This window comes from Spirochaetota bacterium (genome assembly GCA_035477215.1).
Lineage (GTDB): Bacteria > Spirochaetota > UBA4802 > UBA4802 > UBA5368 > MVZN01.
On the sequence record DATIKU010000058.1, the window covers coordinates 110,512 to 135,730 of the forward strand.

At 48.5% G+C, this 25,219-nt stretch carries 18 protein-coding genes; 4 read left to right on the forward strand and 14 right to left on the reverse strand.

What is annotated here, in order from left to right; all coding sequences use genetic code 11:
- Position 1: 1 nt before the first annotated feature.
- Genes rpoD through VLM75_15065 form a run of 3 tightly spaced genes read right to left on the reverse strand, consistent with a single transcriptional unit; the run spans position 2 to position 4,116 of the window.
- A complete protein-coding gene (rpoD, locus tag VLM75_15055; GenBank protein ID HSV98240.1) occupies positions 2 to 1,753 on the reverse strand; it encodes an RNA polymerase sigma factor RpoD in 1,752 nt (583 codons plus the stop codon).
- Between the two features lie 43 nt (positions 1,754 to 1,796).
- A complete protein-coding gene (dnaG, locus tag VLM75_15060) occupies positions 1,797 to 3,608 on the reverse strand; it encodes a DNA primase (GenBank protein HSV98241.1) in 1,812 nt (603 codons plus the stop codon).
- A 58-nt stretch (positions 3,609 to 3,666) separates the two neighbouring features.
- Positions 3,667 to 4,116, reverse strand: coding sequence for a GatB/YqeY domain-containing protein (locus VLM75_15065; GenBank protein ID HSV98242.1), 450 nt, complete (start codon positions 4,114 to 4,116; stop codon positions 3,667 to 3,669).
- Positions 4,117 to 4,821: 705 nt separating this feature from the next.
- Between VLM75_15065 and VLM75_15070 the strand changes: the two genes are divergently transcribed.
- A complete protein-coding gene (locus VLM75_15070; GenBank protein ID HSV98243.1) occupies positions 4,822 to 5,658 on the forward strand; it encodes a putative glycoside hydrolase in 837 nt (278 codons plus the stop codon).
- 19 nt (positions 5,659 to 5,677) lie between these two features.
- Here VLM75_15070 and VLM75_15075 read toward each other — a convergent pair whose 3' ends face one another.
- Together VLM75_15075 and VLM75_15080 are read right to left on the reverse strand one after the other, a co-directional pair.
- On the reverse strand, positions 5,678 to 6,151 hold the full coding sequence (locus tag VLM75_15075; protein ID HSV98244.1) for a hypothetical protein: 474 nt from the start codon (positions 6,149 to 6,151) through the stop codon (positions 5,678 to 5,680).
- Positions 6,148 to 7,590, reverse strand: a complete 1,443-nt coding sequence (locus VLM75_15080) for a hypothetical protein (GenBank protein HSV98245.1) — start codon at positions 7,588 to 7,590, stop codon at positions 6,148 to 6,150. The genes VLM75_15075 and VLM75_15080 overlap by 4 nt, the downstream gene beginning before the upstream one ends.
- Before the next feature lie 316 nt (positions 7,591 to 7,906).
- Between VLM75_15080 and VLM75_15085 the strand changes: the two genes are divergently transcribed.
- Complete coding sequence (locus tag VLM75_15085; protein ID HSV98246.1) at positions 7,907 to 8,227, forward strand: hypothetical protein; 321 nt, start codon at positions 7,907 to 7,909, stop codon at positions 8,225 to 8,227.
- A gap of 3 nt (positions 8,228 to 8,230) precedes the next feature.
- A complete protein-coding gene (recG, locus tag VLM75_15090) occupies positions 8,231 to 10,333 on the forward strand; it encodes an ATP-dependent DNA helicase RecG (GenBank protein ID HSV98247.1) in 2,103 nt (700 codons plus the stop codon).
- On the opposite strand, the gene VLM75_15095 is transcribed toward recG, so the two are convergent.
- The 4 genes from VLM75_15095 to tilS all read right to left on the reverse strand — a co-directional run bounded on the left by VLM75_15095 (position 10,328) and on the right by tilS (position 16,422).
- Positions 10,328 to 11,038 (reverse strand): SEC-C metal-binding domain-containing protein, encoded by a 711-nt coding sequence (locus tag VLM75_15095; protein HSV98248.1) that lies wholly within the window; start codon positions 11,036 to 11,038, stop codon positions 10,328 to 10,330. The two genes, recG and VLM75_15095, sit on opposite strands and share 6 nt — an antisense overlap.
- 117 nt (positions 11,039 to 11,155) lie before the next feature.
- A complete protein-coding gene (locus VLM75_15100; GenBank protein HSV98249.1) occupies positions 11,156 to 12,862 on the reverse strand; it encodes a hypothetical protein in 1,707 nt (568 codons plus the stop codon).
- A gap of 20 nt (positions 12,863 to 12,882) precedes the next feature.
- Complete coding sequence (ftsH, locus tag VLM75_15105) at positions 12,883 to 14,796, reverse strand: ATP-dependent zinc metalloprotease FtsH (GenBank protein ID HSV98250.1); 1,914 nt, start codon at positions 14,794 to 14,796, stop codon at positions 12,883 to 12,885.
- Positions 14,797 to 14,985: 189 nt separating this feature from the next.
- On the reverse strand, positions 14,986 to 16,422 hold the full coding sequence (tilS, locus tag VLM75_15110) for a tRNA lysidine(34) synthetase TilS (GenBank protein HSV98251.1): 1,437 nt from the start codon (positions 16,420 to 16,422) through the stop codon (positions 14,986 to 14,988).
- A gap of 187 nt (positions 16,423 to 16,609) precedes the next feature.
- Between tilS and VLM75_15115 the strand changes: the two genes are divergently transcribed.
- Complete coding sequence (locus VLM75_15115) at positions 16,610 to 18,361, forward strand: phospho-sugar mutase (protein ID HSV98252.1); 1,752 nt, start codon at positions 16,610 to 16,612, stop codon at positions 18,359 to 18,361.
- On the opposite strand, the gene ybeY is transcribed toward VLM75_15115, so the two are convergent.
- The 5 genes from ybeY to VLM75_15140 form a co-directional block, all read right to left on the reverse strand.
- Positions 18,324 to 18,833, reverse strand: a complete 510-nt coding sequence (gene ybeY / locus VLM75_15120) for an rRNA maturation RNase YbeY (GenBank protein ID HSV98253.1) — start codon at positions 18,831 to 18,833, stop codon at positions 18,324 to 18,326. The genes VLM75_15115 and ybeY overlap by 38 nt on opposite strands.
- Positions 18,796 to 21,069 carry an HDIG domain-containing protein gene (locus VLM75_15125; GenBank protein ID HSV98254.1) on the reverse strand — a complete coding sequence of 758 codons (2,274 nt, stop codon included), beginning with the start codon at positions 21,067 to 21,069 and terminating at the stop codon, positions 18,796 to 18,798. Before VLM75_15125 ends, ybeY begins: the two co-directional genes overlap by 38 nt.
- 47 nt (positions 21,070 to 21,116) lie before the next feature.
- Positions 21,117 to 21,983, reverse strand: a complete 867-nt coding sequence (locus VLM75_15130; protein ID HSV98255.1) for a PhoH family protein — start codon at positions 21,981 to 21,983, stop codon at positions 21,117 to 21,119.
- Between the two features lie 114 nt (positions 21,984 to 22,097).
- Positions 22,098 to 23,873 carry an aspartate--tRNA ligase gene (gene aspS / locus VLM75_15135; GenBank protein HSV98256.1) on the reverse strand — a complete coding sequence of 592 codons (1,776 nt, stop codon included), beginning with the start codon at positions 23,871 to 23,873 and terminating at the stop codon, positions 22,098 to 22,100.
- Positions 23,874 to 23,974: 101 nt separating this feature from the next.
- Positions 23,975 to 25,213, reverse strand: coding sequence for a tetratricopeptide repeat protein (locus VLM75_15140; protein ID HSV98257.1), 1,239 nt, complete (start codon positions 25,211 to 25,213; stop codon positions 23,975 to 23,977).
- Between the last annotated feature and the right edge of the window lie 6 nt (positions 25,214 to 25,219).

Here is a 25,219-nt window from a genome sequence, read left to right on the forward strand (position 1 = left end):
ACTACATGTAGTCGAGATAATCCTTGAGCTTGCGGGCCCTGGTGGGATGCCGCAAACGACGGAGGGCTTTCGCCTCTATCTGGCGTATACGTTCCCGCGTTACCTTGAACACATAGCCGACCTCTTCCAGCGTATGTGAATACCCGTCATCAAGACCGAAACGCATACGTATAACCTTTTGTTCCCGCGCAGGCAGCGTGTTGAGCACCGTATGGATCTGCTCGGACAGCAGCCGGTATGCTGCGGTGTTGGCCGGAGAATCCACATCCTTGTCCTCGATGAAGTCGCCAAGGAGCGAATCCTCTTCCTCTCCGACGGGTGTTTCGAGGGATATAGGTTCACGAGCGACGTTTTTTACGCCTTTGACTTTGGCAACGGGCCATCCGAGCCTGTCTCCTAACTCCTCGGCCGTAGGCTCCCTTCCAAACTCCTGCTGAAAAAGCCGAGTTTCCCTCATCACCTTGTTGATCTGTTCTATCATATGGACAGGTACACGGATGGTCCGTGCCTGGTCGGATATAGCCCGTGTAATCGCCTGACGGATCCACCAGGTCGCGTAGGTGGAGAATTTATACCCCTTGCGGTACTCGAATTTGTCCACGGCCTTGATGAGGCCGATATTCCCTTCCTGGATGAGGTCGAAGAAATGCATTCCCCTGTTCGCGTATTTCTTTGCTATTGAAACGACAAGACGCAGGTTTGCGTTAATAAGCTCTTTTTTGGCGATTGAGATCTTGCGCTGTCCCAGCTCGATCTGCTTGCCCCATTTCATGATATTGTCGGCCGGTGCGCCGGCTTCCTGCTCGATACGCCTGATTTTTCGTTCGTTATTGCGAATATCCTTTACCATCTCAAGGAGCTCTTCTTTCTTTTTAATCGAGAGCTCGCGAATGATGCTGCGGACTTCCTCCCCTTTCTCGACCTTGCGCGCGAAGTGCTTGAGCTCCTTGATTTCCTTGCCATACTTTCGCTCGATCTGACCGAAAAAGTCGAGAGTGTCCTTTATTCTGCTTACCATTGACTGTATTTTGTGGGCGAGTTTTGAAATTTCGGCCTCGTTTATTTCCATTTCCCTGACCGAGTTGACGATGAGGTTCATGGAGGAATCGATCTTTGACCGCATTTCATCGGCCTTCTTGGAGTCGGCGTCCACTTTTTTCAGTTTGTTTTGCGTCTGAAGGATTTTTTTGTCCTCGGCGATGATTACCGTCATCTTTTCGGAATATTTTTTTTCGAGCTGTTTCATGTCTACCGACGAGAAATAGTACAGCTTGCTTATGCGCAAAACGTCGCTTAACTTAATTTTGCCGGTCTTTACCCTCGGATGGCTTTTTACAAGGTCGTTGATCAGCAGGCTTGAATGTATCACCGCGTCTTCGATGAGCAGCTCCCCTTCCTCTATTCTTTTGGCAAGGTCAACCTCCTGGTCTCCGGAAAGAAGCGACACCCTCCCTATTTCCCTGAGATAAAGCCTGATAGGATCGTCGATATACGAAGAATCCTCTGACGCGGAGGATGAGGATTTTTTCGATGATCCCGAGCTCTTCTTCTTTACCGGGGCCGGCGGCGCCGCTTTTCGCGTGGACTCCTCGACCACTTCGATGCCAAGCTGGTTTAAAAGGATGAAAATATCGTCGATCTTATCCGAATTGAGCAGCTTGTCCGGAAGGACGTCGTTTATTTCATCGTAGGTAATCTCGCCGTTCGATTTGCCCAGCAAAATCAGCTTCTTAACTTCTGGAATATTCTCCAGCACTATTTCACTTTTGCTCATGACACTCCAGTAAAGTATACTTTCATATGGTCTGTATGTTGTATTTGTAAGAAGAAAGTTTCTCCCATTCCCTGGTGAGAATTTCGATTTCGACTTCGATTTCAGTGAGATTTACATTAGTATCGGCACTTTCGCCGGCCTGAGCCTTCCTAATTTTATCCTTGTAATGCTCAATTTTACGTTCGAGCATATACATCCTGATGTTGATATAGATTTCGGTATAAGCGGCAGCCGGGTTTTCTATCCGGTACTCTCTGGCCAGACAATTCTCAAGGAAAATTTTTTCGCTCCCATCAGGAAAATAATCGAACAGACTGTCAACCGAAATCTTTTCCCCGGCTGAAAATAGTTCCCCCATTTTACTGAAAACAGCGGCCGCGTCCGGGTCCTCCATCTCGGTTTCTGAAAAATCGATTATCGCTTTTTCAACAAGCTCGGGATGTCTGCATAACAGCTCAACCATTTCTTTGTGCGCCCTGACCAGGTACGACGCCTTCTTCCGGGTTTTTGTGGTGGCCTTTTCCGCCTGTACCGATCGAAAGCGGGAATCATTTTTGCCTATATACCGTTTAAAATCAGAACGTATCTCATTTTCGCCGATTTTCAACAAAGTACTGATTTTTTTTAGATAATGACTCTGTTCGCTCTCATATTCTATCTCGCCCACAATCGCGAACAGGTTGCGAAGCACCTCAATCCTGCTCCGGTTTCCCGGATCCGTGAGCGTCCTTTCGATCCTGAAGTCGACCGGTTTCGACGAGCTGTCGACGATCGCCATGAACTCGCGGACACCTCGATTTTTGATAAAATCGAAAGGGTCATCCTCGGGCAGCGCGGCGACCTTTGCGTCAACGCTTATATCTTTCAAAACATCAAGGGAGCGCAGCGATGCGTTTATTCCGGCGGAATCAGCGTCGAAGAGCAGTACGATTTCGCTGCAAAATCTTGCGAGTACACGCACCTGGATATCCGTAAGAGCCGTCCCCAGCGGGGCCACGACGTTTTGAATACCGGCCTGATGACATCCGATAACGTCAAGATATCCCTCCACAACTATGGCCCGCCCGAGAGAAGCGATATGCTGGCGGGCGATGTTGAGCCCGTAGAGTATATTGCGCTTTTGAAACAGTTCGGATTCCGGTGAATTAAGATATTTCGGCTCTCCAGCATCAATTATCCTTCCCCCAAAGGCGACGACCTCATTGTACCTGTTGAAAATCGGGAAAACGATCCTTCCCCTGAAGCGGTCATAATAATGGATTGAACCGTCCTTGTTTGAAGAACTCAACAGACCCAGCTTTGACGCCACAACCTGATTAATACCGGTCTTGCGGAAATAACCCGTCAGCGCACCCCAGTCATCAGGCGCGAATCCAAGATGGAACTCGCTTATGCTCCGTTCGGAAACTCCGCGGTTGAGTAGATAGGTTTTTGCCGTGGCGCCACGCGGCGAGTTGATCATATTCTTGTAGAAAGACATAGCCGCAAGGTTTACTTTTTTAAGCCCATCAAGCTCATCATTCTGTTCTTTTATTTTTTCATCCTTGACGGTTATACCGAGCATATTGCCGAGAAAAACCACGCTTTCAGGGAAGTTTAGCCGTTCTATCTTGGAAATGAAGGTGAAAACATTACCACCCGTTTGGCATCCGAAACAGTAAAAAATCTGCTTCTCGGTTGAAACTGTAAATGAGGGCGTTTTTTCCTTGTGAAATGGGCACAGGCCCACATAGCTCCGACCCTTTTTCTGCAAGGTGGGAACGTATTTTTTTACGATCTCCTGTATCGGCGCTCTATCACGCACGATATCGATGGTTTCTTTTGGTATGGACAAAGACTCCTCTTGGTGAAACACCGCTAAGGCCGCCCGTTATATTCCCCGGGCCGTCGTTTTACCTGTTTAGCAACCTGTCGGCAACGATCTTCTTGACCAGGATGCCGTCGGCCTGTCCTTTGAGCTCCTTCATTATCAATCCCATTACCTTGCCCATGTCTTTCTGGGATGCGCCGCCAATTTCATTGATTTTGGCATCCACGGCTTTCTCGATTTCGCGTTCGCTCATCTGTCGGGGAAGGTAATCTTCTATAATTTTCAATTCAGCATGTTCCCTGTCCGCAAGATCGGTGCGCCCGGCTTTCTCGAATTCAGCAATGGATTCCTTCCTCTTTTTAGCCCCCCGGAATACGATTTCAATGACCCTTTCCTCGGAAAGATCTTCCGTACCCTTCGTTTTTTCGTATAAAATATCCGCTTTGAGCATTCGAAGGGTGCGCAATTTCTCCTCGTCTTTACTCTTAATGGATGCACGCAGGTCATCTTCAATTCGTTCAAGCAGCCCCATATCCACCTCTCTCTGAAATAACTGAGCATGCATACTTACAGCTTCCTTACATGGCGGGCGGGAAAACGCTCCTATTGCGCAAGGAGACTGTAATGAATGTACATAATAATATTCCCGTCAGCAAGTACGTGTATGTTTTTACGAAAATAAAATTTTAATTGACCAAGTGGAACATGGACCTTTTAATCAGCCGGTTCACCCAAATCAGAAAAGGGGAATGCGGTTTATACAGGACACTTCAAAATGCCGTGATCGCTTCTTTGCCGGCATTCCTGACGGGTCAGACCGTACATATTCAAATTAAGCGCTGCGACGGGTATTCACGGAATAACCTGGACAATCGGGCTGTTCTCAGGTTATTTTTTTATTGAATACACTGTATCCGCAGGACGATTATTAAAGTGATACTGTGAATTTCGAGAATATAGGCTTTACCGCCATGCGGCGGAAAAGCCATAAACTCCCCTTTACCATGCGGCAAAACTTGTAATTGTAAATACTAATTCTGGAGAAATTATGAAAAAATTAGCCTGTCTTCTCGTACCAGCTTCTATTGCAATTTTTCTATGCTTCGAAAACATAGACAATATTTGGAGCCAAAACCCCGAAAACGTCGGCATTTCGGATACCGCCCACAATAAATCGTCTTATAAATTCCCCAATTTTTACAGGGGTATCTATCTTACCGTTGATTCGGCCAGAAACATGGAAAAACTCTCCCGCCTGGTGGCCGCTTCGAAGGACGCACACATTAACGCCATGGTGCTCGATGTCCATACGTCCCGGTACGATACCTGCCAGGTCCCCCGTGAAAATGTCGAATTCTGCATCAAAAACGGCATACACCCGATTGCGCGAATAGTCGTCTTTCCTGATGGCCTTAAACGGTTTCCGGTCCCAGAAGCGGAATTACAGGCGCGGATTGCGCTTGCCGAGAAAGCGTGCAAGAATGGGTTCCGCGAAATACAGTTCGATTATATACGATTTAACGATCATGGCACACTGCGTCATCTTACCCTCCAGCAAAAGTACGACTTTATAGAGGGCTTTCTCGCCCGGGCGCGGGCCCATGTTAAAAAGTACGATGCAAAAATTTCGGCTGATATTTTTGGCAGGATTCCATTGAACAATAATGATTCAATCGGCCAGCGGATGGAAGGACTCGACAAGGTGGTTGATATCATCTGCCCGATGGCATATCCATCCCATTACACGTGGTGCCAGAAACTAATGGCCGACCCCTACCACACGGTCTTCCTAACCTCCAAACGCGCAAAGGAAAGGGTTAAAAATGCCGAAATCGTGACCTACATACAGACATTCAAGATGAAGCTGGGCGCCTCCGGAATGTCGTACGATAAATACATCGAGGAGCAGATCAGAGCGGTCCATGACGCCGGAATAAAGGGCTACCTTATGTGGAACGCCCGCCAGGATTACATCGTTCCTCTTCAAGTGGTGAAAAATTATTACCTCGCCTCACCGAAGATGATCACCGTCGCCGAGGACAAAAACGAAGGCGAGCGGCGATCATTCGATTAATCGGATCGAACTGGCGCGCTTATTCGTGTTCGTAATCTATCTCAAACGACGTCCTGTTCCGTAGGATGTCGTTTTTTAACGTGATAACCACAATACGTTTTTCCGGCAGGCCAAAATAGACAAAGTTCGGCCGGGGCTGATGAATATTATTCAGCTTGACGTACTTCTCGCTTTTTTCGTCGAGCGCCCATTTCTCCACAACCAGCAAATGACGGTTAGGCTGGATCCTGGACTCGAAAGACTTGTCCTGGGATTCGAGACCGATCGTGGTTCTACCTATCTCAATTTTGTTAATGTAGATACGGTAGTATGAACGTCTATCATTTTCCGGATTGGTAATGTTGGTATCATAACCAATGAATTTAAAGTTATACGTATCCGGTTGTTTGAACCTTCCATCGTCGGGCATGAGCGGGCCCGTCTGACACGACAGTAGCGGGAAAAGAACCGTTGCCGCCAATAATGCAATTATTATCGTGTTTCGATAAATCATTTCGCCTCCGTCACAAGGAGAATATACGGTTCGTCGTAATTCTCCTTAAGGGAATCGATTATTACAAAACCTTTCTGGTCGATCGTCTCCGTAAAACTCACGGATTGTGCGCCTCTTACTTCCTCGCTTTTTATGCTGTATCCGAACGGATCGGTTATCGAAATTCTCAATTCCGCGTTCGTAACCCCCTGCAGAGTAAAGCTTTTCCTGACCCTTCTTCCGTAATCGAGTGAATAGAAGTCCCGGTCCTTTTTCTTAGATGTAAATCCCTTTATTGATGAACGCGTAAAAGGAGTCGCCTGTTCCTTTCGGTCATTTGGCTCCGTTTCATATTCTTCGGCTCCCGCAAGGCGGACTACTTTCAGCGTATAGGCGCGCTCCGCGTCGAAGAAATTTTTTCTCGACTGAACCGCGACATAAAAATTACCAACAAGAAAAACCGCCGGAATCACTTCTCTGTATCCCCCACCTCCGTTGTCGGCTTCGAAGAGCTTCGTCCCGTCTGATACAATGATTTCTGTCATCAAATCTATCGATTCCGGAGGGATGAGTTCTATCCTGTAAAGGCCTCGACCGTCTCCGTGATAGAGGAAAACATCCCGATCCCCGGCAGGAAAGATCCTTCCGCTGATTTCACCGGAGGTAATGGTATTTGCGCGCGCGGGTTCGCCGTTTGGCTCCATTTCCATACCCGACTCGAATTCACGGGCTCGTACGGTCAAACGGTATTCCTGGTCGTGGTTGGCCTCGAAATTTTTAGCCGCTACAAGGATAAAATACTCACCGGATTCGGTAATACCCATCTCCCTGATGCTTTCTCCCTCGTGGATACCACCGGTATCCGCAAGGCCGACCTGCTCCATCCTGGAATTATATATGCCTAATACGGAATTGATACGTTCGACACCGGTCAGGTCCACATCGAGCAGAACAGGTCTTTCCATTACGAGATCCATGTTTACCCTGTACCAATCTTCTTCTCTAAGGGGGCTTTCTCCCTGTACATTCAATCGGTTGTACGCCGGACTGAAGAATCCTTTTACTTCCCGGCCGGGAATCAGTTCGGAAGCATTCACGGGAGTATCGTTCGGTTCTCTCTCCTCGTCGCTCCAGGCCCTGGTTTTAACCTCGAGCCTGTAGATGCCTGTCGGGTCCGAAACGGGGATGTCCCTCTCTCCGTATCCTACGGAAATATAATATTCTCCCGCCTCGACAAAGAGGTTGCTCATTCTCTCCGGTGACGATTTCCTCATGTCATCGATGTGTTTTATCAGTACGGGTGACTCATCCCCTTTCCATATTTTCAGGGCATGGTTCACGCCTCTGACAGGCGAAAGGATTACTTCGATAATCGCAGGGGAGCGCCCCTCAAAACGGTATACATCGATATCGTCACGTGTCGAAAGGACCCCTTGAATTGCCGAGTCAAGCTTAATCATGCCGGCGTCGCCAAAGGAATCATTCGGTTCATTTTCAATTGTAATATTTTTTTTGCATGAAGAAAAAATAATCAGCAAAAAAAAGCACACCGCAAAATAAAGGCCGCGCGATATCATCAACAAATCACCATTTAAACCGATAATTCGATAATCATAATTTTTTCTTTCCATCTCAAGTCTGTATTTTATACAGAGACGGCACGAGGTAGTCAAGTAAATACTAAAATTCTAATTGAAAAAATTATGTTTCTATCGAATCCATGTCATGCTAAACGTGCCGGTGCGGAAGCACCACTCGAACATGGAGGTCTTCAAAATGAAATTCAGCACCAAACTCAAATTGACAGGTGCCGTTTTAACCACGCTTGCTATCGTGGCGGGCTATTTTTACTTCAGGTATTATTTTACCTATACGCAAAAGAACATCGTTCAAAAGAGACTGGAAACGATAACCGGACAGAATCTTACCGTCACGGTTTTCGGATACGACGGAAGGATTATCAAACGATGGACAAATGTTAAAAAAATAACCTCCGGAGCCGGCGAGCGGAACCTTACCTACACCTATTTTTTTACCTCTGAAAATAAGTATGTTCATCTACCGAATTCCATCTGGTACATAGCCGAAGAGGAATGACCGTTGCGGACGCACATTCAGTATATCAAGGGCATCGGCCCCAAAAAAGCCGAAATTCTGAAGGCCGAAGCGGGAATTGAAACAGTAGAGGATTTGCTTTACTACGGTCCGCGCCGATATCTTGACCGTTCATCATTTAAATCGATAACCGACTGTTTTGCGGGAGAAATGGTTACCGTTACCGGCACCATACAGAAACTCGCGATATCAGGAAGGCGCAGGCGTTTTCTCGAAGTTACCATCGATGACGGCTCCGACAGCCTTTCAGGTGTTTTTTTTGCCGGCATTCAGTATTTCCAGAAAATTTTCGTTCCCGGCTCCTCGGTCATTTTTTCGGGCAAAATAGAGGTATTCAGGGGAAAGCAAATCGTTCATCCCGAATTCGATTTTTTCGATGAGGACTCGCGGATCAAATCCATTCACGCCGGCAGGGTCATTCCGCTATACCGTTCCACGGAGAAGCTTAAAGCACTTGGATTCGATTCCCGCGGATTCAGAAGGGCGATACGTACTGCAATAGACGAATACCTGGATAAAATAACGGATCCTGTTGACGGCAAAATCCTAAGCAGGCTCAACCTGCCCTCTCTGCGGGCGGCGATTATGGCCGTTCATTTCCCCGAAACCATGGAAGAGGCGGAACAGGCACGCCGCCGTCTCGCGTTCAACGAGCTGTTCTTCATGCAGGTCTATCTCGCAGTGTCCAGAAAATATCTTCAACTGGTGGTTTCACACGGAAAAGACCGTATCGAATCTCAATTGCCCGAATCATTCATCCGTTCACTCCCCTTCTCTCTTACCGAAGACCAGATCAGTGCGATATCCGAGATTCAATCCGATCTCGAGCGACCATTTCCCATGAATCGGCTGCTTCAGGGGGACGTCGGATCGGGAAAGACGGTCGTATCGATGGCTGCGGCCCTGATTGTTGCGGGCAGAAACGAACAGACCGCGATAATGGCGCCAACCGAGATACTCGCGTCGCAGCATTATGTTAGTTTTAAAAATTTATTGCCAAAATCACCGGTGATCGACCTTCTAACCGGCAACATGCAAAAGAAAGAGAAAACTGCGGTATTGCAGCGCACCGAATCAGGCGAAAACTCCATAATCATCGGAACCCATGCGCTGATCGAAAGCGGGGTTTGTTTTAAAAAGCTTAGGCTCATCATTATCGATGAGCAACATCGTTTCGGTGTTCGCCAGCGTGCGCTGCTCAGGGAAAAGGGCGAGAATCCGGACCTCCTTATCATGACCGCCACGCCGATCCCCAGATCACTTGCGCTGACGCTTTACGGCGACCTCGATGTAACTTCTATACGACAAAAACCGCTGAACAGGCAGACCATAAAAACTATTGCGTTACCCGAATCACGGATTGGCGGAGTCTATAAATCCGTTGATAAATACATCAATGAAGGCCGCCAGGCTTATTTCGTTTATCCCATTATCGAAGAATCACAAAAAGTGGACCTCAAATCGGCGATTAACGCATTCGAGTCTCTTAAAAACGATATTTTCCCTCATCGCAGAGTTGAACTGCTGCATGGCAGATTGCCTTCACAGGAAAAGGACGAAATAATGCAGCGTTTCAAAAATGGTGAAATCGATATACTAATTTCCACCACGGTTATTGAGGTGGGAATCGATGTTGCAAATGCCACCATAATCGTCGTTCAACACTCCGAACGATTCGGGCTTTCGCAGCTTCATCAGTTGCGCGGCAGGGTGGGACGAAGTGATTTACAGTCTTTCTGCGTTTTCATATATCCTGACGATATCGGGGTTGAGGCACGCACAAGAATTGATACTGTTGCGGCGACCGACGACGGATTCATGATCGCGGAGGCGGATTTAACGATGCGTGGTTCCGGGCGGATAATCGGTTTCCAACAGCACGGCCACGATGCGGGTTTCGAATTTACCGATCTGTCCGCCGACCTTGATATTATCGGCATTGCCCGTGAAGAAGCGATAGCCCTGGTGAACGGGATAGCCGAACCGAAATCGGTCCTTGAATCTCTGAAGGCGGGAAGTCCTTACGGCGGGCAGATTGCTCAATTAAGCAGTTTAAGAACACGAAAAGTACTTTCATTGCTTTCATGACCCGCAGCAGTTTTTATATTTTTTACCGCTCCCACAGGGACATGAATCATTACGTCGTAACGGTTGCCCGAGCCTCTCCTCTATTTCGACGATTATCGCCTTGTTTTTAATCAGCTTGAGCTTCTCGTTTTTCATCATATTTTTTATGGTCACCATTGTGCTCCACATCACCGAAGTGAAACTCTCAAGCTTTTTTATAAAGCCATCCATGTCGGAAAACTCTTCTTCCGTCCACTTCTCACGCATGCTGTTTTCAAGGGCCCTCAGGAGTTCGATGTTCGCCATAAAGATCGCGTACACCTTCCGTATCTTTTCGTTTTCAATACGTACATTATACCCCCCCAGGTGAAGCCGCTTGAGAAATTCTTCACCCGCCTCCAGTTGCCTGCGAACGAATGAAATACAAGAATCCCGTCCGGTTGTTTCGCTTGAAAACCGTATATGTTCTGATTTTGGAAAATCGGCGCTGCCATACAGGTGATACCATAGTCCCTCGATGGCTGAGGCTGAATAATCGGACGGGGCGCTGCATGCTTCGCTATGAATAAAATCGATTACCGCCGCCGGCCCGGTCTGGTGCAGGGAGCATTGAACGCCCAGAATACACGCCTTTATGCGATCAATTGTTCCAGGATACGAATCCTTTCTCAATAGGCCCAATAATTCGTCGTCACCGATATATTTTTTTACGGCGAGTGTTTTCATCCTGGGCGCCATCCGATTTTCAAACATGCATGATACTAATGATCATTCCGGTTATTATGCATACGAAAGGCCGGTATTTTCTCAGTGCCTTAAGGGAAGACGCGCCACCGTCATTTTCTATAACGGCTGCTTGAAAACACTCTTTTCGATAAATCTGTTATATACCGGTATACACGCGGCTCCGAACCATTGATTCCATTTGCTTTTAAAGAATTCCTGTTTATTGAATTGCTGGTTGTCACTGAGCCTCAATTTAATAATCATTTCTTCAAGCTGACGTTCGTTATTGGCAAGTTCTGTGTTGTATTTCATTATTACCGTTCGGCGAATCTCGTCGAAATACTGAACTTTATCAAAATCTATGTTAAGGGTGTTGATATTGGCCTCGTGCCAATTGAGTATTTTCTCCTTTATGTATTCTGCTGGAATATATCTTACAACTTTATTTGCCGGCAGGTATTTAAAGCAGAGGCCGATTCTCTCAACCTGGAGGAAAGAGGTTAAAACCTTGTGGAGGGTCGCAGGGCCCAGGTGATATATGAAAAGATTTCGCGCATCATCCTCGAATCCGAAAAAATTACACAGCACCTGCACCTGAGTTATCAGCGTCTTATAGATAAACCCTTCATACTCTTCTTCAATGCTCTTGGAGGTGTCGCTCATAAATCGTATCATCGCCCTTTTTACCGCGCCTTCCTGCGCTGTACTGTTTTCGGGTTCACTCGAATAATAGAATGAACTCGCGAGATCATTATAATCTTTTACAAGTTTTTCCCGGTAGAGCCTCAGGATATACGGTTCGCGGGTATTCCACGTATTCGTTCCTTTAACCGTAAACCTTCCAATAATTTCTTCATCACTGTCATTACGTGAAAGAGGGTATACGTGGACCTCCCCGGCCGGGGCTGGTGCGGTTTTTTCATCCTTGTATTCCCTGTTTCGTATGGCTGTAGAGTTCGCTCCTGTATTGTCATTGGCGTCAATATCCAAGATGTCGTCGGGTTCAATTCCCGAGTTTGAACCACCGGGGAGGTATGCGGTCAGGTTGAAAAGCGCGTCATACTTGTATGACATTGATTGATGGTAGATGGTCTTATTAACAATATCGCGCTCTGTGACATTGAAGTCTTTCACCGGCATGGATAGGAAATCGGCGATGCGGCGAAGTAATTTATCGGTGACGTCGCAAAAACCCAACGCGGCTTCCAATTGAGCGTTTAGCTCGGAATAAAACTCTTTCCCGTTATCGGCGTTATTTATAACACCGATTCTCTTTGACAACTCGCTCCATTCTTTGCGTGTTTTGCCGTTGAATTCCCTTAATCGTAAAAAAAGCTCTTTCAGCGCCAGAAAATCGACCTTGTTCTCATCTTCAAAGCCCTCGAAAAAAAGCGGATAATCTTTTCGTGCATTTTTAGCGAGTGAGTCAATCGAAAGAGGTGTCGCGTACTCCCCATGCAGTCTTTCAATATTCTCTATAAAACCAATTAAGGTGTACTTATATTTCTGTATGATCTGAAGCACGTTATCGTGAACGTCATAATCGGACAGCAGTCTGCGGAATTGGGCCGTTCTCAATGTATGCGTGCTGACGGCCTGGGCCACCCCCTTGGCGTAATCGAGGATATCGTCATCGACCTTGATGCTTTTAATTCTCTCTATAAAGCCTTCTTCATTATTGAGTCCTTCTCCCGAACCTTCCGAAGTGACATCCGGTTTACGCGCCACACGTTGTTTGAAGCGAAGCGCATCCTCCCTGGTTCCTGAATAATCCACACCGCTTTCCACATCGGAAAGCAGCCTGTCAAGATCATCGTCGATCACTGAGTGCCCTCGTAAACACTTTATGATTTGGCCGGCTCAAGTATGCTTCCGTCGGGCTTGACGTTTCCGACGGCCTTCTCCTTTTCGATTGGGGTGTTCGTCCTTTGTGCCGTGTTATTCAACATTGGCGGAAGATCCTCTCCGCGCATTATAATGAGGACTTCTTCGGCGTTAAGTGTTTCCCTTTCAACAAGGTACTGTGCGATTTTTTCGAATTTTAATTTGTTTGCCGCAATCAGCTTTTTTGCTCTCTTTTCGCAACTCGAGAGTATTGATTTCACCTCATCATCTATCTTCTTGGCGGTCGATTCACTGTAATCGCGGTGCTGGGCGATCTCCCTGCCAAGGAAAATCTGTTCGGTTTTTTTGCCGAAAGTGATCGGCCCTATTCTTTTACTCATGCCCCATTCGCACACCATCCGACGCGCGATGTCGGTCGCCCTTTCGAGGTCATTTCCGGATCCGGTTGTCACATCTTTAAACTTCAGTGTCTCGGCAACATGACCTCCGAAGAGAATCGTTATCTGGTTGAGCCAGAAATTTCGCGAATGCAGATGCTTCTCCTCTTTTGGCAATTGCATAGTAAGGCCAAGCGCCCTTCCCCTTGGTATCACCGTGACTTTATGTATCGGGTCGGAGCCGGTAAGAAGACCGAGAAGCGCATGACCGGATTCGTGATAGGCGATAATCTCCTTTTCATCGGTGGAAATGAGCATTGAACGACGCTCGGGTCCCATGAGAACTTTGTCTTTGGCGTCTTCCATATCGCTCATCGATACTCGTTTCTTGCCCCTGCGGGCCGCAAGAAGCGCTCCCTCGTTAACCAGATTGGCGAGGTCCGCGCCGGTGAATCCGGGCGTTCCCCTCGCGATCACTTTGAGGTCGACTTCGCGCGAAAGGGGTATTTTCCGTGAATGAACTGCGAGTATTTTTTCGCGTCCCTTTATGTCCGGTGTATCGACAATAACCTGCCGGTCGAAACGTCCGGGACGAAGCAGCGCCGGATCCAGAACGTCGGGCCTGTTGGTAGCCGCCACGATTATAACGCCTTCGTTTGTTTCGAAGCCGTCCATTTCCACAAGAAGCTGGTTTAAAGTCTGCTCCCGTTCATCGTGTCCGCCGCCGAGACCCGCCCCCCTTAACCTGCCCACTGCGTCTATCTCGTCTATGAATACAATGCACGGGGCGCTTTTCTTGCCCTGTTCGAACAGGTCGCGCACGCGCGATGCGCCGACACCGACGAACATCTCCACGAAGTCGGAACCGCTGATGGAGAAAAAGGGCACTCCGGCTTCGCCGGCGATCGCCCTGGCAAGCAGGGTTTTACCGGTCCCGGGAGGGCCCATAAGGAGAACGCCTTTGGGTATTTTCGCACCGATATCGGAAAACTTTTTCGGCTCTTTCAGAAAATCAATTATTTCTCCAAGCTCCTCTTTCGCCTCGTCAACACCGGCGACATCGGCAAAGGTGACCTTGTTTCGAGTTTCCGGGTTTAACTTGGCCTTGCTCTTGCCGAACGACATGGCCTTGTTGCCGGTTGATTGTATCTGTCGTATCATGAAAAACCAGATAAGCCCGAAAAAGAAAAGCCATGGTAGAAAATTCAGAATGCCCTTGAGGAACAGGTTATCATCCGCCTCTTCGCCCTTTACTTCCACTTTGGACGCAATAAGGTTCTTCACCAAATCCGGATCATCGTATGGAATGATCGTCTCGAAAATGAACGCCTTGTCCCCTTTTGTGTAGGTCCCCGAAATCTTCTTGCCGTTAATGATGGAAACGGCTTTCACCTTCTGTTCAGAAACCTTCCTTAGAAAATCGCTGTACTGGAGCGACTCGACCTTCGGTTTTGTCGTATCGTTCATTTTAAATATCGCGATCGCCAGAACCACTATTAAAAGTAAAAGCGCGATCTGTTTGCCTGTCCTGTTCATCTGCCACTCCTGATCATGATCGACCGGATGATTAAAGTCATTTTACGCTATCCAAACCCTGGAGATTGTTTCCCCGCCTCCGCATGGGCGCACTTGCATTAATCCTGGTATTGTAAACGTCTCTAATTATTCCAACGGGCCGGACTTGAAGCATCATTGGCCGGAGCATCCCGGCGGCACAGGTGCCGTTTACCCCCCCGCCCGGTATATAGCAAGTATTTTTTGGGACTGTTCCGTCACCATGTAGTTCCGCGCAACCCTGTGATGCATATTAACGGTCATTCCGATCATAACCGCCGCTACTTCACTACCGACCATAACAATCGGCACCGACTCTCTCAGGGACTGCGCTACCTTTAAATCAATAAGAAGGTCCTTAATCTTTTTCGTCCCTCCTGGCAACCGTATCCGGTCACCGTTTATCCTGCCTCGCAGTACAATATAATCAACTTCATCCGGTAAAGCTAAAAAAAGGACGTCTTTTCGCCGGTATTCTCCGAGAAAAGTCTCATATCTCACAAGGCACATCGAAAGCGAATACCCGGGTTCGCCAATGACGATATCCCCGGCAGGCTTATAACCGGTAGGGACATCGATTCGGTATTCCCACGATCTCTTCGCCGTTTCCCCGGCCGTCTTTTCCCCTATGGAGATGGTGCTTCGGCCGTCATCACGCATTACCGAAATCGACAAAACGCCACCGACCTTTATGGAAACACTGTTTTTGGCCGATCCATACGCCTTCATTATCTCGTCTATAATTCGACTTGAAATATATTGTTTAAAATGATCTCTAATTGCGTGGACAAGCGCATATCGAATAACCCGTTCGTCTCCACCAAATCTTTCGGGATAAATAAATATTTCGCCCTGCTTTTCCATGTAAACCTTCCCGTATGTCTTCTCGAGAAGATGGTCCAGCAATGATGCGTTTTCAACCGCCAGCTTCGAAAGCCGGGAGAGCGCTTCATCGACAGAGGGGAACCGGCGCCCTGCCATTGGGAGGAGTTCGTTTCGCACGAAATTTCGCAGAAACCTAATATCGGAATTGCTTTCATCCTCGCGCCATTCAAGGGCGCGATCCGTCAAATAGCCGTATACCTCACCGCTCGTTAAAGGCAGCATCGGCCGAATCATATTTCCGCGTATTGGTTCGATGCCCCTGAGTCCGTGCAGGCCCGTTCCGCGCAGGATTCGCATAACAATCGTTTCAACATTGTCGCTCCCGGTGTGGGCGGTGACGATTTTATCCCATGATCCATCGCGAGCGATATCAGCCAGATACCGATACCGTGTCTCCCGCGAAAATTCCTCGAAAGAATATCCACGCGGCCTTTTCAAACAGTCGAAACGTTCGCAATACAGTTTTAGATTACGGCCTTTCGCCAGGCTCCTGACGAATTCCTCGTCGGCATAGGATTCGGCGCCCCGCGACAGGTGATTGAGATGGAATACACCCATGGTCAGAGACCATTCATCAGCGATCGAACTCATAATGTCGAGCAGGGCGACGGAGTCCTTTCCGGCCGAGAGTGAAAAAATAAGCCGGTCACCCGCTTCAAGAAGACGGTGCTCCTGTATGAATGCGCGAACACGCCCGACCGCTGATTTATCCCTACGGTTCATATTAATGATCTCCAAAGGGATTACTCACACGGCGATACATATTTTTCCAGTAATTATTTTTATGCGATTCATCACCGATTCGGATTGAAATCAGATCGTGGGAAAAGTGATTGATTTTTCACACGGAACCGTAAGGAATTCTACTACACCGTCGCTTGCCAATTCAACCAGTATCAAGGGAGATTTTATGGACCACCGGATAACCGAACTGATCGATGAATGGACCAACTTCCCTTTCGATGAAAACACCCGAAATGAAGTCTCCCTTCTCATGGAACGCGGCGACCAGAAAGAGCTTGAGGACCGGTTCCATACGATGCTCGAATTTGGAACCGGAGGGCTTCGTGGCGTAATCGGCGCCGGCACCAACCGGATGAACGTGTACACGGTCGGCATGGCGACACAGGGGCTTGCCAATTACATCCTTTCTAAGAAAAAACAGGACCGGGGCGTGGTTATCGCCCGCGATTCGAGGAGGATGTCCGACGTCTTCTCACGGGAGGCGGCACGCATTCTTGCCGGTAACGACATCAGGGTATATTATTTCAACGACATCACCCCTACGCCCCTGTGTTCCTTCGCAATCCGCGAACTGAATGCGGTTTCCGGTATTGTCATTACGGCAAGCCATAATCCTCCGGAGTATAATGGTTACAAGGTATACTGGGATGATGGTGGCCAGGTGGTGCCTCCAGTGGACGGCGAGATCATCGATGAAGTAAAGATGATACACTCAATTGAAGCGATTAAACGTATTGATTTCGAGGACGGTATCCTTTCCGGTCTGATCCAGGTGATAGGCGGCGATATAACGGAAACCTATATTTCCATGCTCGGGGAAAAGGCGCTTCGCCCCGCGAAACCTTCGGAAACGGTAATAGTATACACCCCCCTGCACGGGACCGGATATAAAATCATCCCGGAGGTGCTGCGCCATTTCGGTTTCCAGAATATATTTACGGTTGAATCACAGTCGAAGCCCGATGAAAACTTCAGTACCGTCAAGTCCCCGAATCCCGAGGAGCGCGACGCACTCGCGCAGGCCCTTGAACTTGCCCGTAAAGTCGACGCCGACCTTATCCTCGCAACCGATCCTGATGCCGACCGCATGGGAGTCGGCATCAGGAATCTCGAGGGCGATTATGACCTTCTCAACGGGAACCAGATAGGCACCATGCTCGAGTATTACCTGCTGCACAGGTTGTCACGCAAGGGCACTCTTCCGGCGAACGGCGTCATGGTAAAAACCATCGTAACTACCGATTTGCAGGATGTAATCGCGAGAAGCTTCAGCTGCTCCGTCGACAACGTTCTGACGGGGTTTAAATGGATTGCCCTTAGAATGAAGGAATATGAATTGTCCGGTGAAAAATCATTCATTTTCGGCGGCGAGGAAAGCTACGGATATCTTCCCCTGGACTTCGTGCGCGACAAGGATGCCATCAGCTCCTGCTATTTTTACGCGGAAATGGCGGACTGGCTTGCAGAAAGCGGCGGCAGCCTTTATGAATTCCTGAGCGCCATATATCTTAAATTCGGCCTTTATCAGGAAGACCTTCTCTCGATCACGATGAAGGGGATCGACGGCATGGAGAGAATACAAAACATTATGGATTCGTTCAGGCGTTCCTCGCCGGGCGAGTTCGGCGGAATCCGGGTGGCTCGCATCGCCGATTATCTCGCACTTGAGGAAACGGACATAGCCGCCGGTTCGAAAATACCGATTAATAATCTACCGGGCTCTGACGTGTTGCAGTTTTTTCTTGAAGACGGCTCAAAGATTACCATGCGGCCGTCAGGGACCGAGCCAAAGATCAAGTTTTATTTCAGCGTGAATGCCCGGGTCTCCGCGGATGAGCTCGATGGAATGAAGGCCGCTTTAAGGAAAAGAATAGACCGTTTCAAGTCCGATTTGAGCGCGAAGATAAACGAGGTGTGAGGATGGCCAGTATTTCTATTTCTTTTTCCCGCATAATTGTCTCGTCGCGTTCCGATCGCCCATGATCGTATCCCGCCAGATGCAATATGCCATGGACCAGCAGCCGCAGAAGCTCTTCCGCGGGTTGTGCTCCGTATTGCGCAGCCTGGGCTGCCGCACGCTCCAGGGATATATACACGTCCCCGAGTGTTTCAACATCGCCATCCACAGCCGGAAACGGTTCTTCGCGATAGGCGAAAGAAATGACGTCGGTCGGACGGTTCTTCTTTCTGTAACGATTGTTGATTTCCCTGATCCTGTCATCGTCGGTCAAAATGACGGATACGGAGCTTCCGAATACATCGGCCATTTCGCAGGTCCGTTCGGCCGCGAGTTTGAGGAACCGTCTGGTAATTCCGATGAAAGGCAGTATGGCCCGACCTTCCACAAAGACGTTAATTATCGTCTTCTTTGATGTGGACTTTCCCCTCAAGCTTCTGTACCTCTTCGTTGTCGGGATACTCGATCCTTGTATGGAATATTCCGTTGAGTATCCTCATGAAGGCCCGCTGGATCTTGTTTAGGTCGGACATTGTAAGGTCCGAATACTCGAACTCATCGTCATTTAGCTTGTTGTATATGATCTTTTTGACCAGCGATTCCAGTTTTACGCTTGTCGGATCCTGAAGCGATCGGGAGGCCGCCTCAACGGCGTCCGCGAGCATCACCACGGCCGTCTCCCTGGACTGTGGCTTGGGACCGAGGTACTGGAACTCCGTTTTATTTACGGTACCGTTCTCTCCCGAAGCGTCCGCTTCCTCAAGCGCCTGGTGATAGAAAAAGGTCATCGTCGTCGTACCGTGGTGCTCCCGGATGAAGCTCTCCACCTGCTCGGGCAACTTGTTTTTTCTGGAGAGAACGATGCCCTTCTCGACGTGTGAAATTATCAAACGTGAATATTCAATCGGTTTGAGCGATTTCGCCCTTTTATCCGTAATCTTGTTTTCGATGTAGATACCGGCGTCTTCAATCTTCCCGATGTCATGATAATATCCGCCCACGCGCGCAAGGAGGTAATTGGCCCCGATGTCCTTGCAGGCGGCCTCCGCCATGTTTGCGACCATGAGGGAATGGTTGTAAGTTCCGGGCGCCTTGATAAGCATGCGCCTGAAGATGGGCGCGTTGAGATCCGAAAGCTCGAGCAGGTTGAATTTTGTCGTTATGCTGAAAAGGTTTTCGAACAACGGAAATACACCGAGAACAAGGATAGAGTTGATAATTCCGTTCGCAAGGGACAGTTCGATGTTTCGAAGCGTATCGTAGAGCGTATAATCTTCCATGAGGCATACGCCCGTGACTACAACCGAGTTTATTATCCCGAGTATAAGCCCTCCCCTCAGGAAATCGGTGCGCCTTTCAACGCCGGTCAGCACGAATACACCAAGTATTGCCGAGCTGAAGGCGGTTACAATTACGACAAGCGAACCATTGCTGACCATAAACGCGAAAAATATCAGATACAGCCCGATTATTATGGCGATAAATATGTTGAAAAGCGTTGCGATGATCATGGTCACCGCTGCGATCGGGAGAAAGAGAGTGAAGATCATTGCTGAATTAAGGATATTATCGGTTCTGGAAAGAAAAAACGTAAAGAAGACAAAGAGGACAACGATCGAGAATATGATTACGGGGGCTTTTCGGTCAGGAAGAAGCCTGGAATGATACTCGATCAAAAAATAAGCGAAAACCAACAGGAAAGACACCTGTAAAAGAAGCACACCGAGTATATAGTTGATCCGGGTGGTCGATGCATAGGAATTCAGGATCGAGATTTTGTCGAGCGTCTCCGTGGTAATGGTATCCCCTTCCCTGACGATCGTTTGTCCTTTTTTAAGCACGCCCGTTACAGGTTTAATATTTTTCGTGGCCTCTTCGATTCTTCGTTTAGTTTCTTCCGCATTGAAAAGAAGATTTGGCCTAACCAGCGTTTTTATCACTGATATGATTAGCGTGCGTTCTTCCCGAGTTCGTTGCTGGATCATGGCATGCACCAGTCCGGGAATATCGGCGTTGATTTCGGCCAGAGTCTTTATCTCCTCGAGCCCGCGTGATATCTCGTTGGCCGCCTGCGGGCTGTTGATAATCCTCATGGTTACGTTCTTGTTCGCTATTGAAAGCGGATTCGAATACGGGGCGGGCATTACGCCGTTGTCAAGAATATAGATCATCAGCTTTTTGATGTTCTGGCGTATATCCGACGTGTTCTGGCTCCGCAGCAGTTCGAAAAGTACATGATCGTCATATTGCGGGAATTTCGGCAGCCTGGATTTTATGGTAATAAGTTGAAATGTCCTGTCTTCGCTGCCGGTCGGAGGAATCTCGCGAAGCGTTATGTCAATATGATCGAAAAGCATATCGATATGCCGAAGGACTTCCACCAGGACCGACTGGTCGCGGTCGAATACCAGCGGGACGGAATCGGCGACCCGGCCTTTTTCAGCCCTGGTCTCGGATTCAATTTCAAAAACAATATCCCCGGAGACCCGCACGTCCTCGCGGGCTATGTCGCCGATGCTGTAATCATGTGTTTTGCCGACCATATTGATCGACAAAAGCACGGTCGAAATGACGATGATGCCGAGGATAAGAAACAGGGACAGTCGAATGTTGCGATTTCTCATCGCAGCGTTGACGGACCGGCTGATTATTTTAACTGTCGTCAGCATAAGGTTTTTTTCTTTGGCCGTCCGGCCCGGCGTATCAAAGGAACCGGCTACTCCGATTTTTCCGCGTGATCATAGGCGGCGACGATTTTTTCAACGATGGGATGTCTGCAGATGTCCTCACGTCCGAATTCAATGAAAGCGATCTCTTCCACTTTCTTTAATATTCGCATTGCATTCAGAAGACCGGAGTTTTTCGGTTTTTCTATGTCAATCTGGGTAACATCGCCGGATATGACAATTTTCGAATTGTTTCCGAGCCTTGTGAGGAACATTTTCATCTGGGAAACGGTTGTATTTTGACCTTCATCAAGTATTATAAACGCCCTGTTGAGCGTCCTTCCCCGCATATACGCGAGCGGAGCGATTTCTATTGTTCCCTTTTCGATCAACTTTGATACTTTTTCAAATGGTATCAGATCAAACAGCGCATCGTACAGCGGGCGCAGGTATGGATTTATTTTCTGTATCAGATCTCCCGGCAGGAAGCCGAGGCTTTCTCCGGCTTCAACGGCGGGTCTTGTAAGAATGATGCGCTCGACCTTGCAGGTCATGAGGTGTCCAAGCGCAACGGCAACCGCCAGATATGTTTTCCCCGTGCCAGCCGGCCCAATTGCGAATGTAATCGGATGGCGGTTGATAGATGATACGTATTTCGCCTGGTTCAGCGTCTTCGGCGATATCGTTCTTCCCGTTTCCGGAAACGTTATCTTGAGCCTGCTAAGTTCTTCGGTATCGATGTCACCGCCCGCGGCGATCGTAGTGGCAAGGTATCGTATATCGAATTCTTCGAATTCGTACGATTTGTCCTTAAGTTGCAGATAGTCACCCATCAGGTGGAGCAATCTAATTGTTTTTTCGATGGTACCCCTGCTCGAACTGATTATCAGGGTGTTTCCCCTTGGAATTATTTGCACATCGAGGATTTTTTCGATGGTACCAATATTTTTGTCCCGGAATCCGCAAATTCTCTTATAAAGTGAGGTATCATCGATTTCGAAACGGCTTTCAACGGCACTTTCGACCATATATTACTTGTCGACCACCTTTATGGAAAGTTCCCTGAGCTGTTCGGGGGAGACCGGAGACGGGGCGTTGCTCATCATGCACTGTCCTTTCTGCGTTTTGGGGAATGGGATAACGTCCCTGATCGAATTTCTCTTGAGAAGAAGCATCAAAATCCTGTCCAGGCCCAGGGCGATCCCCCCATGAGGCGGTGCACCGTATTTGAGGGCTTCGAGTAGAAACGAAAATTTAATCTTCGCCTCTTCTTCCGATATTCCCAGTACACCGAACATTTTTCTCTGGAGATCCGTATTATGTATCCGTATCGAACCGCCGCCGATCTCGACGCCGTTGAGAACGATATCATAGGCCTGAGCCTTAATAGAATTCACCGACTCCGGCGATATTGTATCGAGAGAATCGACGTGCCCGGCGAGAGGGGCCGTAAACATATGGTGTTTTGCGAAATAACGCTTTTCCTCGTCGTCGTACTCCAGAAGTGGAAAATCGAGGACCCAGAGAAAATTGAATTTATCTTCATTGATCAGATTTAGATCTCTTCCGACCCTGAGCCGGAGATTTGCCAGAGTGTCATTTATCACGTTTTCGCGGTCCGAAGCGAAAAACACCAGCACATTCCCCTTCAGCGCCAACTTCTCGGTCAGCGCGGCACGCTCGTAATCGCTCAGGAATTTCGCTATTCCCCCCTCGAATGCGCCCTCCCTGAAACGGAAATAAGGGAGCCCTTTTGCCCTGAAAGTTTTGATATACTCCGTGTAATCGTCGATCATTTTCCTGGAAATGGCCCCTTCATCGGGGACCGGCAGGCATTTGATGCCGCCTCCGGATGCAAGCGCCGAGCTGAAAACGTTGAACGAAGAGTTCTTCAGAATATCCCCGCAATTAAAAAGCCTTAGCCCAAACCTCGTATCAGGGGCGTCTTTTCCATACCGCTCAATCGCTTCGTCATAACTCATGCGGGGAAAGGGCACGGCGACATCCCGCCCGATCGTTTCCTTAACGATGGCTTTTACCAGGCCCTCGATTATTTCCATAACCGTTTCACGGCTCACGAACGAAAGCTCCATGTCCACCTGGGTGAACTCGGGCTGCCTGTCGTTGCGAAGGTCTTCATCTCGAAAGCATCTCACTACCTGGAAATACCGATCGAAACCGGACACCATCAATATCTGTTTAAAAAGCTGCGGTGACTGCGGAAGTGCGTAAAACATGCCCCTGTTGATGCGGCTCGGTACGAGGAAATCGCGCGCACCCTCGGGAGTCGATTTATTCAGCATCGGCGTTTCAATCTCGATAAAGCGCTGTTCCGTTAAATGCCTTCGAATTTCCTGCGTCGCCCGGTGGCGTGCGAGTATTGTTTCCCTCATTTCCTCGCGGCGCAGATCGAGGTAACGATACTCAAGCCGAAGCTCTTCATTAATGGAGTTACGGGTATCAAGAGGAAACGGCGGAGTCAATGATGGATTGAGAACCTCGATAATCCCGGCCTCAACCTCGAGCGAACCCGTCTTCAGCGCGGGATTGACGGTTTCGGCAGAACGCATGCGGACAAAACCTTCGATTCGCAGGCAGAACTCATTTTTAACGCTTTCCGCGATTGCGGCCACGTCCGGAGATTTGGAAGAATCGACAACTATCTGTACGATACCGGAGACATCGCGCAGCTCGATGAAAATTATCCCCCCGAGGTCCCGCTTCCTGTCTACCCAGCCGCCGAGCTGGACTCGCTTGCCTTTCTGGGAGTCGGTTATTTCTCCGCAATACGTTCTTTCGGTGAACATCTCATATCCTTGGTAGGCTCAATAAACGTGAAATCAAACGTAATTACATACGTTTCGTGCACATCTTTTGTCAAGCTGAAAAAGAAACGTCACCAAAACGGTCATTCGAACATTTTTTTTCTGACCATCTCGAAAAAACTGCGAATGGACGAGGATTCCGGTTTTAGATTAAGTGCCCTGTTGCAATCTTCGAAAGCGCGGGCGATGTCCCCCAGCTCGTACCACGCAAGCGCCCTGCTGTAATATGACTCGGACTGGTATGGGTTTACGGTTATCGATGTGTTAAAATCATCTATGGCCGTTCCGTGCTCGCCGATCATTCGGCGACAAAACCCTCTGTAATTGTAGGCCCTGAAATTGAAAGCGTCCAGTTTGACCGCCTCTGAAAAATCATCGATCGCTTCACCGTACCGCGCCTGGGCGAGGTATGCCATGCCGCGATGATTATGTATGATTGACTTAACTGACGGAAGATTCTCGGTTCCCAGCAGCCTGGAATAAAGTGAAATAGCCCGCGGGTACAGCCCCTCATTGTGGGCGGTTATGGCTTTCAGAAGAATATTATCGATGGTGTCTTCAGGCATGGAATCGGATTGCGCCGGTGCCGTCTCCTGCTCAACAGTCGTGCCGGAGACTGGTTCCGTTCCGGCAATCGTGCCGGGAATGCCGATTTTTTCGTACAGGGCGCTTCTCCTCTTCTTTAATTCCAACTGCATCGCCCTGTGATAATCCCGTATTTCCTGAAAGATGATGTCCGCCAGCGTGAGATTCGCGTTAAGTGCGGCCAGCTTCCTTTTCAGCGGGAGATCGAACGGCGTGAACTCCGCCTTATATACAAGCTCATGCTCCACCTCGGACCATGCGTCCTGGAGGATGGTTGAGAGTTGTATCTCGCAGCATGGAACTACGTCCAGCCCCGCCTCTTCCGGTATGTACTTCTCTATCCGGAGCATCAGGTGGGTCGCTTCGTAACCGAATTCGCGAAATGAGTGATTGACGCCCTTTTTCTCACTTCCTGTCACCGAAAATGAAGACCGGATAATTTTTTCAGCGGTTTCAATATCCTCCAGGAACGGAAAGATTATGCGCGCTCCCAGAATATCGGTTATCTCTTCGGGAATGCAGGAACCACGGTTTTGCTTCATTCTCCTGATGAGCTTGTTGAAATAACTCTCAAACGATTTTACCCTGTACTTAATCGTTGGATTCAGGCCTTTCACGAGTAAAGAGTCTTTGATATCCTTCGCCACGCCAATGAGGACCTTTTCATAATAAGGGACCCGTTTTGAATAAAACCTGTTGAGTTCGTCTCTGTCAGGAAGCCTGTTGTCTGTGCTCATATCTGA